10 protein-coding genes and 1 tRNA gene are annotated in these 16,794 nt (G+C 67.6%); 10 read left to right on the forward strand and 1 reads right to left on the reverse strand.

Going from position 1 to position 16,794, the window contains the following annotated elements:
- Positions 1-92: 92 nt before the first annotated feature.
- The 5 genes from GGQ89_RS00105 (at position 93) to cobA (ending at position 7,678) form a co-directional block, all read left to right on the forward strand.
- Positions 93-1,340 (forward strand): nitrate/nitrite transporter, encoded by a 1,248-nt coding sequence (locus GGQ89_RS00105; RefSeq protein ID WP_076714527.1) that lies wholly within the window; start codon positions 93-95, stop codon positions 1,338-1,340.
- Positions 1,341-1,368: 28 nt separating this feature from the next.
- On the forward strand, positions 1,369-3,849 hold the full coding sequence (nirB, locus tag GGQ89_RS00110) for a nitrite reductase large subunit NirB (protein WP_184103155.1): 2,481 nt from the start codon (positions 1,369-1,371) through the stop codon (positions 3,847-3,849).
- The gene (gene nirD, locus GGQ89_RS00115; protein ID WP_172839614.1) at positions 3,846-4,184 is read left to right on the forward strand and encodes a nitrite reductase small subunit NirD; all 339 of its coding nucleotides are present in this window, start codon (positions 3,846-3,848) and stop codon (positions 4,182-4,184) included. Before nirB ends, nirD begins: the two co-directional genes overlap by 4 nt.
- 121 nt (positions 4,185-4,305) lie before the next feature.
- Positions 4,306-6,897, forward strand: coding sequence for a nitrate reductase (locus GGQ89_RS00120; RefSeq protein WP_184103157.1), 2,592 nt, complete (start codon positions 4,306-4,308; stop codon positions 6,895-6,897).
- The gene (cobA, locus tag GGQ89_RS00125) at positions 6,887-7,678 is read left to right on the forward strand and encodes a uroporphyrinogen-III C-methyltransferase (RefSeq protein WP_184103159.1); all 792 of its coding nucleotides are present in this window, start codon (positions 6,887-6,889) and stop codon (positions 7,676-7,678) included. The genes GGQ89_RS00120 and cobA overlap by 11 nt, the downstream gene beginning before the upstream one ends.
- A gap of 166 nt (positions 7,679-7,844) precedes the next feature.
- Here the strand turns inward: cobA and GGQ89_RS00130 are convergent.
- Positions 7,845-7,931 (reverse strand) — tRNA-Leu (locus tag GGQ89_RS00130).
- Between the two features lie 104 nt (positions 7,932-8,035).
- Here GGQ89_RS00130 and GGQ89_RS00135 point away from each other — a divergent pair.
- The 5 genes from GGQ89_RS00135 (at position 8,036) to gltB (ending at position 16,574) form a co-directional block, all read left to right on the forward strand.
- Positions 8,036-8,968 carry a complex I NDUFA9 subunit family protein gene (locus GGQ89_RS00135; RefSeq protein WP_184103161.1) on the forward strand — a complete coding sequence of 311 codons (933 nt, stop codon included), beginning with the start codon at positions 8,036-8,038 and terminating at the stop codon, positions 8,966-8,968.
- 51 nt (positions 8,969-9,019) lie between these two features.
- A complete protein-coding gene (locus GGQ89_RS00140) occupies positions 9,020-9,865 on the forward strand; it encodes an undecaprenyl-diphosphate phosphatase (protein WP_184103163.1) in 846 nt (281 codons plus the stop codon).
- Positions 9,866-10,030: 165 nt separating this feature from the next.
- Positions 10,031-11,482 (forward strand): NAD(P)-dependent oxidoreductase, encoded by a 1,452-nt coding sequence (locus GGQ89_RS00145; protein ID WP_056432392.1) that lies wholly within the window; start codon positions 10,031-10,033, stop codon positions 11,480-11,482.
- Entirely contained in the window at positions 11,482-12,060 is a 579-nt protein-coding gene (locus tag GGQ89_RS00150) for a DUF2059 domain-containing protein (protein ID WP_184103165.1), read from the forward strand. The genes GGQ89_RS00145 and GGQ89_RS00150 overlap by 1 nt, the downstream gene beginning before the upstream one ends.
- Complete coding sequence (gene gltB, locus GGQ89_RS00155) at positions 12,060-16,574, forward strand: glutamate synthase large subunit (RefSeq protein ID WP_184103167.1); 4,515 nt, start codon at positions 12,060-12,062, stop codon at positions 16,572-16,574. The genes GGQ89_RS00150 and gltB overlap by 1 nt, the downstream gene beginning before the upstream one ends.
- Positions 16,575-16,794: the final 220 nt, after the last annotated feature.

Below are 16,794 nucleotides of genomic sequence, written 5' to 3' on the forward strand. Positions count from 1 at the left end.
AGGCAACGAAGCCGCCAGGATGCGACCCGCAAGGGCCCCGCGTCCTGGCGGCTTTTTTCGTTTTGGGCCCTGGGCCCCACGGAGGCGGCACGATGGCGACGGCATTCTGGGATGACAGCAAAGCGGCGAAAGCGGGCGATGACGGCGGTTTCTGGTCGAGCGGCCATACGCCGACGCTGATCGCGGCATTCCTGTATTTCGATCTGGCCTTCATGGTCTGGGTCCTGCTCGGCCCGCTGGCGCCGCAGATTTCCGCCAGCCTGGGCCTGACGCCTGCGCAAAAGGGTGTGATGGTCGCAGTGCCGACGCTGGCGGGGGCGATCCTGCGCGTCGTCAACGGCCTGTTGGTCGACCGGATCGGGCCGAAGCGCGCGGGCGCGATCAGCCAGTTGATCGTCATCGGCGGCCTCTTTTCCGCCTGGGTGCTGGGGGTGAACAGCTTCGGCGGCACACTGGTGCTGGGCGTCATCCTGGGCTTTGCGGGGGCGAGCTTCGCCATCGCGCTGCCGCTCGCCAGCCGCTGGTATCCGCCCGAGCATCAGGGCAAGGCCATGGGTCTGGCGGGCATGGGCAATTCGGGCACGGTGCTCGCCGCGCTGTTCGCGCCTGCGCTGGCCAAGCTGTTCGGCTGGAACGCCGTTCTGGGGCTCGCCTGCCTGCCGCTGACCCTCGTCTTCTTCGCCTATATGGTGATGGCCAAGGACGCACCGGGTGCGCCGAGCCCACGCCGTCTGGTCGAGTATCTCGCGCCGCTGAAACAGGCCGATGCCTGGTGGCTGATGGGCTTCTACGCCGTCACCTTCGGCGGGTTCGTCGGCCTTGCCGCCAGCCTGCCCATCTATTTCACCGACCGCTTCGGGCTGACCCCGGTGCAGGCGGGTTACGCCACGGCGGCCTGCGTCTTTGCCGGGTCACTGGTGCGGCCGATGGGCGGGGCGCTGGCCGATGCGATCGGCGGGGTGAAGGCGCTGCTCGGCGTGTTCGCCGCCGCCGCGGTCACCCTGACGGGCGTGGCGATGGTCGACGGGTTCGCCGCCTCGCTGGCGCTGTTCGTCCTGTCCATGCTGGCGCTGGGTGTCGGCAACGGATCGGTCTTCCAGCTGGTGCCGCAGCGTTTCGCCGCCGAGATCGGCGTGATGACCGGCCTGGTCGGCATGGCGGGCGGGATCGGCGGCTTCTACCTCGCCTCGTCGCTGGGGTTCGCCAAGCAGTGGACGGGCAGCTTTTCGGGCGGGTTCCTGATCTTCGCCGCGCTGGCCCTGGTCGCGCTGGCGGGCCTGATGCTGGTCAAGAGCCGCTGGCGCCGCAGCTGGGGCGCGGCCGAGGGCGTGCGGATCTGATGCTTTTCCTCTTCGACGGATCGAACCGATGAAACACGAAGTCCTGAGCGCCGCCAAGGTCGATACCCGCGAACACCTGATCGTCGTCGGCAACGGCATGGCCGGTTGCCGCGCGGTCGAGGAATTGCTGGCCCGCGATCCCGCCCGCTACCGTATCACCATATTCGGTGCCGAACCGCTGGTGAATTACAACCGGATCATGCTGTCGCCGGTGCTGGCGGGCGAGAAGACGTTCGACGAGATCGTCATCAACGGCCTCGACTGGTATGCCGATAACGGCATCACCCTGGTCAGCGGCGATCCGGTCACCGCGATCGACCGCGAGGCACGGACGGTCACCGCCCAGAGCGGCATGGTGCTGGACTATGATCGGCTACTCATCGCGACCGGTTCCGACCCGTTCATCATCCCGGTGCCCGGCCACGACCTGCCCGGCGTCATCAGCTTTCGCGACATGAAGGATGTCGAGCATATGCTCGACGCCGCCGAGCGGGGTGGCAGCGCGGTGGTGATCGGCGGCGGCCTGCTCGGCCTGGAGGCGGCGCATGGCCTGAGCTTGCGCGGCATGACCGTCACCGTCCTCCACCTGATGCCAACGCTGATGGAGCGGCAGCTGGATGAAGCGGCGGGTTGGCTGCTCAAGCAGGCGCTGGAGGCGCGCGGCCAGACCGTATTGTGCGGCGCCGACACCGCCGCGATCCTGGGCGACGGCAAGGTCGAGGCGATCCGCCTGAAGGACGGCCGCGAGATCCCTGCCGATCTCGTGGTGATGGCGGTCGGCATCCGTCCCTGCGTCGCGCTGGCCCGCGCCGCCGGGCTGGAGGTCGGGCGCGGGATCAAGGTGGACGACCATATGGTCACCTCCGACCCGCGCATCCTGGCCGTCGGCGAATGCGTCGAGCATGACGGACAGGTATACGGCCTGGTCGCGCCGCTCTGGGACATGTGCCGCAGCCTCGCCGATGCACTGACCGGCAGCCCCAGCGGCTATCGCCCCACCGCCACCGCGACCAAGCTGAAGGTTGCCGGACTCGACGTCTTCTCGGCGGGCGATTTCGGCGGCGGGGACGGCGCGGAGGATATCGTGCTGCGCGACGCGGCCCGCGGCATCTACAAGCGCGTCGTGGTCAAGGACGACCGCATCGTCGGCGCGGTGCTGTACGGCGATACCGCCGACGGCAACTGGTATTTCGACCTGCTCAAAAAGGGCGAAAGCGTCGGCGACATTCGCGACGCGCTGATCTTCGGCCAGGCCTTCGCCTCGGGAGGGGGGCAGGCGGACCCTAAGGCGGCCGTTGCGGCGCTCTCCGACACGGCGGAGATTTGCGGCTGCAACGGCGTCACCAAGGGGCAGGTCGTGTCGTGCATCGCCAAGGGCGCACACAGCCTGGATGCGGTGCGTGCCACCTGCAAGGCATCGGCGAGCTGCGGCTCGTGCACCGGGCTGGTCGAGACGCTGCTCGCGCTGACGCTGGGCGACGAGGTCGAGGCGGGGCCGAAGACCATGTGCAAATGCACCAGCTTCGGCCATGACGATGTCCGCCGCGAGATCGTCGCGCAGGACATGCGCTCCATTCCGGAGGTCATGCAGAAGCTGCACTGGTCGACCCCCGATGGCTGTTCGTCCTGCCGCCCCGCGCTCAATTACTATCTGCTGTGCGCGCTGCCCGGCGAATATGTCGACGACCAGCAGAGCCGCTTCGTCAACGAGCGGATGCACGCCAACATCCAGAAGGACGGCACCTATTCGGTCGTACCGCGCATGTGGGGCGGCATCACCAGCCCCAAGGAGCTGCGCGCGATCGCCGATGTGGTCGAGAAGTTCAACGCGCCGATGGTCAAGGTGACGGGCGGCCAGCGGCTCGACATCTTCGGCATCAAGAAGGAGGATCTGCCCGCCGTCTGGGCCGATCTGAACGCCGCCGGGATGGTCAGCGGCCATGCCTATGGGAAAAGTCTGCGGACGGTGAAGACCTGTGTCGGCTCCGAATGGTGCCGCTTCGGCACGCAGGATTCGACCGGGCTGGGTGTCAAGCTGGAGCGGGCGACCTGGGGGTCGTGGATGCCGCACAAGTTCAAGATCGCGGTGTCGGGCTGCCCGCGCAACTGTGCCGAGGCGACGATCAAGGACTTCGGCGTGGTCTGCGTGGACTCGGGCTACGAACTCCATGTCGGCGGCAATGGCGGGATCAAGGTCCGCGCCACCGACCTGCTGTGCAAGGTCGCGACCGAGGCGGAGGCGATGGAGATGTGCGCCGCCTTCGTCCAGCTCTATCGCGAGGAGGCGCGCTATCTGGAACGCACCGCGCCGTGGATCGAACGTGTGGGCCTGGCATACATCCAGTCGCGGCTGTTGCCCGACGAAGAGGCGCGCGCCGAACTCGCCCGCCGCTTCTTCTATTCGCAGAGCTTCTCGCAGGACGATCCCTGGGCCGCGCGCGTCGCGGGCGAGGAACGCGAAATCCATGCGCCGATGGCGCGCTTCCAACCTGTTGGAGAGATGGCATGATCGGCGAATGGCTCGATATCGGCTGGGTGAACGAGATCCCGGTGCGCGGCAGCCGCACCGTGCAGGTCGAGGGCGGCCACGACATCGCCGTCTTCCGTACCGGCGAGAACAAGGTCTTCGCGCTGCTCGACCGCTGCCCGCACAAGCATGGGCGGCTGAGCCAGGGCATCGTCCATGGCGGCGCGGTGGCGTGTCCGCTGCACAACTGGCGCATCTCGCTCAGCACCGGCGAGGCGCTGGGCGAGGACAAGGGCTGCACGCCGACCGTGCCGGTGAAGATCAGCGGCGGCCGCGTGCTGATCTGCCGCGCCAGCACCCTGAAGGCGGCGGCGTGAGCATGAGGCTGCTTTCCCCCCTCCCCTTCAGGGGAGGGGTCGGGGGTGGGGCCTCGCCACAAGCGGCGCGCTTGCCGAACTGCCCCACCCCAACCCCTCCCCTGAAGGGGAGGGGCAACGCATGAACGCGATCCGCACTACCTGCGCCTATTGCGGTGTCGGCTGCGGCATCCGCGCGACCGTCACCGACGAGCGTGCCGTCCAGATCGAGGGCGATCCCGACCACCCCGCCAATCGCGGCAGGCTCTGTTCCAAGGGCACGCATCTGGGCGAGACGGTCGGTCTCGAAGGTCGCCTGCTCACCCCGATGATCGGCAAGCGCCGCGCCTCGTGGGACAAGGCGCTGGATTTGGTGGCGAAACGCTTCCGCGACACTATCGCGCAGCATGGTCCCGACAGCGTCGCCTTCTACGTCTCCGGCCAGTTGCTGACCGAAGACTATTATGTCGCCAACAAGCTGATGAAGGGCTTTATCGGCTCGGCCAATATCGACACCAATTCGCGGCTCTGCATGTCGAGCGCGGTGGCGGGCCACACCCGCGCGTTCGGCGAGGATGTGGTGCCCGCGTCTTACGAAGACATCGACGCCGCCGACCTGATCGTGCTGGTCGGCAGCAACACCGCCTGGTGCCATCCCATCGTCTATCAGCGTATTCGCGCCCGGTGCGATGCGGGTGCCAAGCTGGTCGTCATCGATCCGCGCCGCACCGAGACGGCGGAGGAAGCCGACCTGCATCTGCCGCTGCGCCCCGGCAGCGACGTGGCGCTGATGAACGGCCTGCTCGCCTGGTGCCGCGAGGCGGGGGCGCTCGACGCGGGGTTCCTTGCCGATCATCTGTCGGTTCCGGCCGATTTCTGGGAGCGGGTGGGCGAGGGGAGCGATCTCTGGTCGGTCGCCAGGACCTGCGACCTGCCCCCGGCCGACCTGCGCCGCTTCTACGAACTATTCGCCGCCACCCCGCGCACCGTCACCCTGTTCAGCCAGGGGGTGAACCAGTCGCTGAGCGGCACCGATCAGGTCAATGCGATCCTGAACGTCCATCTCGCGACGGGGCGCATCGGCAAGCCCGGCGCGCAGCCCTTTTCGATCACGGGTCAGCCGAACGCCATGGGCGGGCGTGAGGTGGGCGGGCTGGCCTCCACGCTGGCCGCGCATATGGACTTCGCGCCCGACAACCGCGCCCGTGTCCAGCGCTTCTGGGCCGCGCCGACCATCGCCGAACAGCCTGGCCTGAAGGCCGTCGAACTCTTCCGCGCCTTGGGCGAGGGGCGGATCAAGGCGCTGTGGGTGATGGCGACCAATCCCGCCGTGTCGATGCCCGATGCGGGCCGCGTGCGCGAGGCGCTGGCCGCCTGCCCCTTCGTCGTGGTCAGCGACGTGATCGCCGACACCGACACCTCGGCCTATGCCCATGTCCGCCTGCCCGCCGCCGCCTGGGGCGAGAAGGACGGAACCGTCACCAATTCGGACCGCACGATCAGCCGCCAGCGCGCGCTGTTCCCGCTGCCCGGTGAGGCAAGGCCCGACTGGTGGATCGTCAAGGAGGTCGGCCGCCGCATGGGGTGGAAGACCGCCTTTGCCTATGACCGCCCCGCCGAGATCTGGCGCGAGCATTGCCGTCTGTCGGCCTATGAGAATGACGGCGCGCGCCTGTTCGCGCTGCCCGGTCTGTCGAGCGCGGGCAATGCAGAGTATGACGCGATGACGCCGTTCCGCTGGGGCGGCACCCCCTTTGCCGATGGCCGCTTCTCCACCCCCGATGGCCGCGCACGGCTGGTGACGGTGACGCAAAAGGCGATTTCCGGCCCGCTTGCCGCCTGGCCGCTGACGCTCAACACCGGCCGCTATCGCGACCAGTGGCACAGCATGACCCGCACCGGCCTTGCGCCCAAGCTGGCCCGCCACCGCGAAGAGCCGTTGGTCGAGGTGCATCCCGATGATGCCGCCGGACTAGGCGTCATCGAGGGCGGGCTGGCGTGGGTGGCGACGCCGCAGGGCGACAGCCTCTACCGCGTGCGCGTGACGCCTGCGCAGCGGCGGGGCGAGATCTTCACGCCGATCCACTGGACCGACCGCACCTCCAGCGGCGGGCGAACCGGCCTGCTGCCGCGTCCGCTGGTCGATCCGGTGTCGGGCCAGCCGGGCTTCAAGCAAACCCCGGCGCGGCTGGCGGCGGTAGCAACGCGCTGGCGTGGTTTCCTGATCCTCGCGGGCGAGCCGGTGCGGCGTCCCTCCTGCCTCTGGGCGACGCGCGTCGCGGTTCCGGCGGGCAGCCTGTGGGAACTGGCGGGCGATGGCGATCCGGTAAAGCTGGAGGCGAGCCTGCCCGCTGGCGAGCGTGTCGAGGCGATCGATGCGGCGCGCGGCACCAGGCGAATCGCGATCCTGTCGGGCGGCCGGCTGATCGCCGCGCTGTTCGTGACCGAAAGCGGCGAATTGCCCAGCCGTGACTGGCTGATCGGCCAGTTGGCCGAGGCGGAGGCAGCACCGACCCTGCTCGCCGGACGTGCGCCGGGGGTGCAGGCGGATCGCGGCGCGATCGTCTGCGCCTGTTTCGATATCGGGATGCGCACCATCGTCGCGGCGATCCGCGACCAGCGGCTGGCCGATGTCGCCGCGATCGGGGCCGCTCTGGGCGCTGGCACCAATTGCGGATCCTGCCGCCCCGCGCTCGCCCGCCTGCTCGCCGAGGAGACTATCCATGCCGCATGACGAATTTCCCGCCGGTTCGGTCTGGCTGGTCGGGGCCGGGCCGGGCGATCCCGATCTGCTGACCCGCAAGGCCGAGCGGCTGATCGCGGCGGCCGATATCGTGTTCTACGACGCGCTGGTCGGCCCCGGCATCCTCGACCTGATCGGCGCGCGCGCCGAGCAGATCAGCGTCGGCAAACGCTCGGGCCGTCATTCCAAGGATCAGCGGACCATAGATTCGCTGATCGTCGCGGCAGCGCTGGAGGGCAAGCGGGTCGTCCGGCTGAAGGGTGGCGACCCGGCGATCTTCGGTCGTACGGCGGAGGAAGTGACCGCCTGCCGCGCGGCGGGCGTGACGGTACGAATCTGCCCCGGCATCACCGCCGCCAGCGCGGCCGTCGCCTCGGCGGGGACCAGCCTGACCCTGCGCGGCGTGGCACGCCGCCTGACCCTGGTCACGGCGCATGCGCAGGCGGGCGCGACGCTCGACCTCGACTGGCCAGCGCTGGCCGCGACCGATTCGACGCTGGCCATCTATATGGGCCGCGCGGCGGCGGCGACCGTGGCCCAGCAACTGGTCGCCGCCGGGCGCAGCCCCGACACGCCGGTGCTGGTCGTGGTCAACGCCTCGCTGCCCAATGAGCGAATCATCCGGGGGCGGCTGTCCTCGCTGGCCTTTCTGGTCGAGGCGATCAGCGCGCATGATCCCGCCATGCTGATCGTCGGCGAAGCGGTCGAAGCCGATCCGACCTTCGCACCCGCACAATCCAGCGGGGTCCGCGAAGGGATATTGATCGCCTGACCCGAAAGACCGGCGCGTCGACTTTGTAAGGGAAGGAGTGAGCGCGCCTCGGCGCCCCATGGCGGCGGGAGAGGCCAAGACTTCGTCATCGCGCTATCGCACGGTGACGTTGGTAGAAAGTCTTGGTTTTCCGCCAGTCCCGAGGCTTGGAAGCCTTGGGAAAGAATGGTGCCCAGAAGAGGACTCGAACCTCCACGACCTTGCGATCGCCAGCACCTGAAGCTGGTGCGTCTACCAATTCCGCCATCTGGGCACGGGGTAGGCCTGCGCCTTTAGGGTAGGGTTCGAATCCTTGTCAACGGCTTTTTTGCGAGGCAAAGGGGCGGTGCACAAAAAATCTGGCGAATAGGGACGGTCATGACGAACAAGCTGGTGACGCTGATCGGCGGCGGGGGCTTTCTGGGCCGCTATGTCGCACGCGAACTGATGCGGGACGGTACGCGCGTCCGGGTGGCGCAGCGCGATCCGCGCCAGGCGTATTTCCTGCGCACGCAGGGCGGGCTGGGCCAGACGCAGTTCGTGGCCGCGGATATCGCCCGGCCGGAGACGGTCGCACGCGCGGTCGAAGGCGCCGATGCGGTCGTCAATCTGGTCGGTGTGATGGGCGGCAATATGCAGCGCATCCATGTCGACGGCGCGCGCGCCGTGGCGGAAGCCGCGCGCAACGCCGGTGCCGGGGCGCTGGTCCATGTGTCGGCGATCGGCGCGGACACGAATGGTGCGGCGGCCTATGCCCGGTCCAAGGGGCAGGGCGAAGAGGCGGTGCGCGCGGCCTTCCCGAACGCCACCATCCTGCGCCCCTCGATCGTGTTCGGGCGCGAGGATCAGTTCGTGAACCGCTTCGCGGGCATGATGGGTGCGCCGATCGTCCCGGTCCTGCGTTCGGGCGTGAAGTTCCAGCCGGTCTTTGCGGGCGATGTCGGCGAAGCGGTCGCCAACGCGCTGCGCGATCCCGAATCGCACGGTGGTCTTACCTATGAGCTGGGTGGCCCGGACGTGCTGTCGATGGGCGAGTTGCTCCGCTGGATCGCCCAGGCGCTGGGTCGCAAGCCCAACTTCGTGGAAATCCCCGATTTCGCAGGCGCGCTGCTCGCCCGGCTGCCGGGCTCACCGATCAGCTGGGACCAGTGGCTGATGCTGCAGCAGGACAATGTCGCCGCCGCCGGTACGCCGGGTCTGGCCGCGCTGGGCATCAAGGCCGCCCCGCTGGCGACCGTCGCGCCCGAATATCTGATCCGTTTCCGCAAGGCGGGCCGGTTCGGGCGGCGCGCGGAGACGCTGGCGGCCTGAACCGTCCCAAGCTGACAGTCTTTATCGTTTCGCTGACAGCCCCGTCGCCTTATGGCGGCGGGGCTGCCTTTGCTTGTGGGGACTCGCGTGAACGATCTGATTGCCGCCATCATCTTGGGGATTGTCGAGGGTGTCACCGAATTTCTGCCGGTGTCCTCCACCGGCCATCTGATCCTGGCGGGCGCGCTGCTCGGCTATGACGATGCGCGGTGGCAGATGTTCAACATCGTCATCCAGCTGGGCGCGATCCTGGCGGTGGTCGTCCTCTATTGGCGGACCTTCTGGACCGTCCTGGTCGGGCTGTTCAAGCGCGATCCCGGCTCGGTCCGCTTCGTGCGCAACCTGCTGATCGCCTTCATTCCCGCCGCCGTCATCGGTGTGCTGGCGAAGAAACATATCGAAGCGCTGCTGCTCCAGCCCAAGGTCGTGGCGGTCGCGCTGATCGTCGGTGGCATCGCGATCCTGGTGATCGAGCGGGTGGTAAAGCCCGGCACGACGCGCGGCATCGCGGCGGTTCCGGCCAGGACGGCGCTGGGCGTCGGTTTCCTCCAGTGCCTGGCGATGATCCCCGGCGTCAGCCGCTCGGGCGCGACGATCCTGGGCGCGCTGACCCTGGGCGTCGAGCGGCGCACGGCGGCGGAGTTCAGTTTTTTCCTCGCCATCCCCACCATGCTGGGCGCGAGCGTCGTCGAGACGGCCGGGCATATGGATGCCATGCGTGCCGGAAACAGCGTCGGCCCGATCGAGATCGCGGTCGGCTTCGTCGTCGCCTTCATCGTCGCGCTGCTGGTCGTGCGCTGGTTCGTTGGCATTGTGGGCCGTCACGGTTTTGGCCCCTTTGCCTGGTACCGAATCGTGGCGGGCAGCATCGCGCTGGCGCTGCTGATCATGCACTGAGCGCAGCATTAATGCCGAATCGGTCCTTGTTTATTGCGGGTCGCTCGCAATAAAAGGGTCTGGTAGCGCAAAACCCATTTTAATTAGTCAGTCATGCTGACTTATATGTCGATTTCGAGGTGACACAGGGTCGCCTGCGCAATATCCGCATCTTCGGAGGCGCATATGGCGAACGATTCTATGCTGAAGTTTGTAGGCCGCGATCAGGCCTATCCGGCCAAGCGGGCCGCGGAGACCCGTGCGGAGGATTTTCGCGAGATCGCCGAGCGCTATGCGCCCCCGGCGGCAGAGGACCAGGCGGGGCGCTGCTCGCAATGCGGCGTGCCCTATTGCTCGGTGCACTGTCCGCTGCACAATCATATCCCCGACTGGCTGCGGCTGACCGCCGAGGGGCGGTTGCGCGAAGCCTATGAGCTGTCCAACGCCACCTCGACCATGCCCGAGATTTGCGGCCGCATCTGCCCGCAGGATAGGCTGTGCGAGGGCAATTGCGTCATCGAGTTTTCGGGCCACGGCGCGGTCACGATCGGCTCGGTCGAGAAGTTCATCACCGACACCGCCTGGGAAGAGGGCTGGGTCGAGCCGTTGGTCCCCGGACCCGCGCGCGGCCAGTCGGTCGCGGTGATCGGCGCGGGGCCTGCGGGCCTGACCGCCGCCGAATATCTGCGCGTTTCGGGTTATGAGGTCCATGTCTATGACCGGCACGACCGGGCGGGCGGGCTGCTGACCTATGGTATCCCCGGTTTCAAGCTGGAAAAGCCCGTCGTCATGCGCCGGGTCGAGCGACTGAAGGCAGGCGGCATCGTCTTCCACGAAGGCTTTGCGGTCGGTGAGGACGCGACGCTCGAGGAGCTGCGCCGTCGCCATGACGCGGTGTTGATCGCGACCGGCGTCTATAAGGCGCGCAATGTCGAGGTGGACGGTGCGGGCGCGAACGGCGTGATCGCCGCGCTCGACTATCTGACCGCCTCCAATCGCAAGAGCTTCGGCGATACGGTCGAGGCGTTCGAGAACGGCTCGCTCAATGCCGAGGGCAAGAATGTCGTCGTGATCGGCGGCGGCGACACCGCGATGGACTGCGTCCGTACCGCGATCCGCCAGGGTGCCAAGTCGGTGAAGTGCCTCTATCGCCGCGACCGGGCCAATATGCCGGGCTCGCAGCGCGAAGTCGCCAATGCCGAGGAAGAGGGTGCCGAGTTCGTCTGGCTGTCCGCCCCGCTCGGCTTCGAGGGCGGCGAGACGGTGACCGGCGTGCGCGCCGCCAAAATGCGTCTCGGTGCGCCGGACGCCAGCGGCCGCCGCGCGCCGGAGGCCGAGCCGGGTGCCGACCATCTGCTGGAAGCGGACATGGTCATCAAGGCGCTGGGCTTCGATGCCGAGGATCTGCCGAGCCTGTTCGGCACTGCCGAACTGGGCGTCAGCCGCTGGGGCACGGTGCTGGTCGATGGTCGCACGCTGATGACCAGCCTGGACGGCGTGTTCGCGGCGGGCGACATCGTGCGCGGCGCTTCGCTGGTGGTGTGGGCGATCCGCGACGGTCGCGACGTCGCCAAGGCGATGCACCAGTGGCTGAAGGCGCGGGCCAAGACCGCGTCGCGCGAAAGGCAGGCGGCGTGATGCGCGCGCTCGTCCCGCTGGCGCTGCTGCTCGCTGCGCCGGTCGTGGCGCAGACGGGCCCGACCGAGGCCACCCCCGATGCAGGGGGGCGGATTGAAACCGCCCGTGCTCTGGTCGAGAAGATGAACATCGACCGGCTGCTAAATTTCCAGTTCGCGAGTTTGATGCCGCTGGTGACAGGTAATGTGCTGGGCGTGATGCAGACCTCGTCCGATGCGCCGGCCGGGATCAAGCAGGTCTTGGCGACCCCGGAGGGGCAGGCCAAGGTCCGCGCGATCGTGAGCGAGGAAATGCTGGCGGCCATGCGGTCCCGCTATCCCGAAATTCGCGAGGCGGCGGCCGAAGAATATCGCCGGAGCTTTTCCGAGGAAGATCTGAAAGCGATCGTCGCCTTTTACAATACGCAGGCCGGGCAGCATCTGCTCGCCCTGCAGCCGCAGTTGCAGCAGCGTCTGGCCGAGTTCGGCAAGGGGATGGGCCGCGACGCGGGCATGGCCGCTTTCCCCAAGATTCGCGCCCGCATCGAGGCCCTGGCCAAGACCCAGGCTCCCGCCGCGACCAAGCAGGATAAGAAGTGATGACCGATCAGCGCCAATATCTCGCCGAGCATGGCATGTACCGCCCCGAGTTCGAGGGTGATGCGTGCGGCGTCGGCATGGTCGCGGCCACCGATGGCCGGCCCTCGCGCCGCGTCGTCCAGTCGGCGATCGACGCGCTGAAGGCCGTGTGGCATCGCGGCGCGGTGGACGCGGACGGCAAGACCGGCGACGGCGCGGGCCTGCATGTCGACCTGCCGCACCGCTTCTTCGACGATGCGATCGCCGCGTCGGGCCACAAGGTTCTGCCCAACCGCCTCGCGGTCGGCATGGTCTTCATGCCGCGCACCGATCTGGGCGCGCAGGAAACCTGCCGCACCATCGTCGAGAGCGTCATCATCGAGGCGGGCTATACCATCTATGGCTGGCGTCAGGTGCCGGTTGACGTGTCGGTCATCGGCATGAAGGCGCAGGCGACGCGCCCCGAGATCGAGCAGATCATGATCGCCGGGCCGATGCCCGACGAGGTCGATGCCGCCGAGTTCGAGAAGAACCTGTATCTGATCCGCCGCCGCATCGAAAAGCGCGTGATCGCGGCGCAGATCAGCGGCTTCTATATCTGTTCGCTGTCCTGCCGCTCGATCATCTACAAGGGGCTGTTCCTCGCCGAGAGCCTGTCGGTCTTCTATCCCGACCTGCAGGATCACCGGTTCGAGAGCCGCGTGGCGATCTTCCACCAGCGTTATTCGACCAACACCTTCCCGCAATGGTGGCTGGCGCAGCCCTTCCGCTGCCTGGCGCATAACGGCGAGATCAACACGATCCGCGGCAACAAGAACTGGATGCTCAGCCACGAGATCCGGATGGCCTCGATCGCGTTCGGCGATAATTCGGAGGACATCAAGCCGGTGATCCCGGCGGGCGCGTCCGATACCGCCGCGCTCGACGCGGTGTTCGAGGCGATCTGCCGGTCGGGCCGCGACGCGCCGACCGCCAAGCTGATGCTGGTGCCCGAGGCGTGGCAGAAGGACCTCGACGCGCCCAAGGCGCATGCCGACATGTACCAGTATCTCGCCTCCGTGATGGAGCCGTGGGACGGTCCGGCCGCGCTGGCGATGACCGATGGCCGCTGGGCGGTGGCGGGCATGGACCGCAACGCGCTGCGTCCGCTCCGCTATACGCTGACCGCCGACGGCCTGCTGATCGTCGGTTCGGAAAGCGGGATGGTCGTGGTGCCCGAGGCCACCGTGACCGCCAAGGGCCGGTTGGGGCCGGGGCAGATGATCGCCGTCGATCTGGCCGAGGGCAAGCTGTACGAAGACCGCGCGATCAAGGACCAGATTGCCGGCGAGCAGGACTATGCCGCGATGATCGGCGAGTTCCTGACCATGGACCAGCTGCCCGCGCCGTCCGAAGAGGAAGCGCTGGTGCGCATGCCGCGCGCCGAAATGCTGCGCCGTCAGGTCGCGGCAGGCCAGACCATGGAAGACATGGAGCTGATCCTGTCGCCCATGGCCGAGGGGGGCAAGGAAGCCATCGGCTCGATGGGCGACGACACGCCGCTGGCGGTCATCTCCGACAAGCCGCGCCTGATCAGCCAGTTCTTCCGCCAGAACTTCAGCCAAGTCACGAACCCGCCGATCGACTCGCTGCGCGAACGCTATGTGATGTCGCTCAAGACCCGGTTCGGCAATCTCGCCAACATCCTCGACACCGAGGATCGGCGCGAGCGCGTGCTCGTCCTGCCGTCCCCGGTGCTGACCGGCGCGGACTGGCACCGGCTGAAGACGCATTTCGGCCGCTCGGCGGCGGAGATCGACTGCACCTTCGAGGCCGATGGCGGTCCCGACCGCCTGCGCGCCGCGATCCAGCGAATCCGTAACCAGGCCGAACAGGCGGTGCGCGAGGGCCGGTCCGAGCTGTTCCTGACCGACGAGCATGTCTCCGAAGGCCGTGTCGCGATCGCGGGTGTGCTGGCGGCGGCGGCGGTGCACACGCATCTCGTCCGCCGGGGCCTTCGCAGTTACGCGTCGATCAACGTGCGCTCGGCCGAGTGCCTCGACACCCATTATTATGCGGTGCTGATCGGCGTGGGTGCGACCACGGTGAACGCCTATCTGGCCGAAGCCGCGATCGTCGACCGTCATGGCCGTGGCCTGTTCGGTGAGATGAGCATCGAACAGTGCCTGACCAACCATCGCACCGCGATCGAGGACGGCCTGCTCAAGATCATGGCGAAGATGGGGATCGCGGTGATCTCCAGCTATCGTGGCGGCTACAACTTCGAAGCGGTCGGCCTGTCCCGCGCGCTGGTCAACGACCTGTTCCCCGGCATGCCTGCCAAGATTTCGGGCGAGGGTTACAACTCGCTGCACTACTCGGCGATGGTCCGTCACGAAGCGGCCTGGGACCAGCATGTCGCGACGCTGCCGATCGGCGGCTTCTATCGCCAGCGCGACGGCGGCGAGACGCATGCCTATTCGGCGCAGTTGATGCACCTGTTGCAGACGGCGGTCGCGACCGACAGCTATTCGACCTACCTGCAATTCGCACGCGGCGTCGGCGATCTGCCGCCGGTCTATTTGCGCGACCTGCTCCAGTTCAACTTTCCGAACGAGGGCGTGCCGGTCGATCAGGTCGAGGCGATCACCGAAATCCGCAAGCGCTTCGTGACGCCGGGCATGTCGCTGGGCGCGCTGTCGCCCGAAGCGCACGAGACGCTGGCGATCGCGATGAACCGGATCGGCGCGAAGGCCGTGTCGGGCGAGGGCGGGGAGGACAAGCTGCGCTACCAGCCCTACGACAATGGCGACAACGCCAACTCGACGATCAAGCAGATCGCGAGCGGTCGCTTCGGCGTGACGGCGGAATATCTGAACGCCTGTGACGAGATCGAGATCAAGGTGGCCCAGGGCGCCAAGCCCGGCGAGGGCGGGCAGCTGCCCGGCTTCAAGGTGACCGAGTTCATCGCCAAGCTGCGCCATGCGACGCCGGGCGTGACGCTGATCTCGCCGCCGCCGCACCACGACATCTATTCGATCGAGGATCTGGCGCAGCTCATCTATGACTGCAAGCAGATCAACCCGCGCGCGCGCGTCTGCGTGAAGCTGGTCAGCTCGGCGGGCATCGGCACGGTCGCGGCGGGCGTGGCCAAGGCGCATGCCGACGTCATCCTGGTGTCGGGCCATGTCGGCGGCACGGGCGCCTCGCCCCAGACCTCGATCAAATATGCCGGTACGCCCTGGGAAATGGGTCTGTCGGAGGTCAACCAGACGCTGACCCTGAACGGCCTGCGCGGTCGCATCCGTTTGCGCGCGGACGGCGGCCTGAAGACCGGGCGCGACATCGTGATCGCGGCGATCCTGGGTGCGGAAGAGTTCGGCATCGGCACGCTGAGCCTGGTCGCGATGGGCTGCATCATGGTGCGCCAGTGCCATAGCAACACCTGCCCGGTGGGCGTCTGCGTGCAGGACGAGCGGCTTCGCGCCAAGTTCACCGGCACCCCGGAAAAGGTCATCAACCTGATGACCTTCATCGCCGAGGAAGTCCGCGACATCCTGGCGCGTCTGGGCGTGCGTTCGCTGGACGAGGTGATCGGGCGGACCGAGCTGCTGCGCCAGGTCAGCCGTGGTGCCGAGCATCTCGACGATCTCGATCTCAACCCGGTGCTGGCCAAGGTCGATGCGACCGACGCCGAGCGGCGGTTCAGCCTGTCGACCTTCCGCAACGAAGTGCCCGACAGCCTGGATGCGCAGATCATCAAGGATGCGAGCGCCGTGTTCTCGCGCGGCGAGAAGATGCAGCTGACCTATTCGGTGCGCAACACGCACCGCGCGGTCGGTACGCGGCTGTCGTCGGAGATCACGCGCAAGTTCGGGATGAGCAAGCTGGCCGACGGGCACGTCACCGTGCGCTTGCGAGGGAGCGCGGGCCAGTCGCTGGGCGCGTTCCTGTGCAAGGGCATCACACTGGAAGTCTTCGGCGACGCCAACGACTATGTCGGCAAGGGCCTGTCGGGCGGCACCATCATCGTGCGGCCTGCGGTCAGCTCGCCGCTGGCCAGCCAGAAGAACACGATCATCGGCAACACGGTGCTCTACGGCGCGACCTCGGGCCGTCTGTTCGCAGCGGGCCAGGCGGGCGAGCGTTTCGCGGTCCGCAACTCGGGCGCGGTCGTGGTGGTCGAGGGCTGCGGCGCCAATGGCTGCGAGTACATGACCGGCGGCACCGCCGTGGTGCTGGGTGAGGTCGGCGCGAACTTCGGCGCAGGCATGACCGGCGGCATGGCCTTCATCTACGACCCCGAGGAGCGTTTCCCTCGCCGCGCCAACCCCGAGAACATCGTGTGGCAGCGTCTCGCCTCCGCACATTGGGAAGGCGTGCTGCGCGGCCTGATCGAGGAACATGCGGCGCGGACCGACAGCAAATGGTCGAAGGGCCTGCTGGAGGATTGGGACCGGGCGGCCGGGCATTTCTGGCAGGTTGTCCCTAAGGAAATGCTGACCCGCCTGGCGCATCCGCTCGACGACAGCGTCGAGGCGGTCGCGGCGGAGTAAGATTGCGGAGGGGTGTCATCGCGGACGGTGACACCCCTCCGTCAGCCCTTCGGGCTGCCACCTCCCCTTGCAGGGGAGGAATGACACCATTCCCACCATCTGTTCAGCCTGAGCGAAGTCGAAGGCCAAGGGAGCCCGGTTGCCACCCGCTTGGTGAACGAGCGCATGGCCTTCGACTTCGCTCAGGCTGAACGGAGCGGGAGCATGCGGCTCGCACGCT

Origin of the sequence: Sphingomonas yabuuchiae, from assembly GCF_014199595.1 — a bacterium.
GTDB lineage: Bacteria > Pseudomonadota > Alphaproteobacteria > Sphingomonadales > Sphingomonadaceae > Sphingomonas > Sphingomonas yabuuchiae.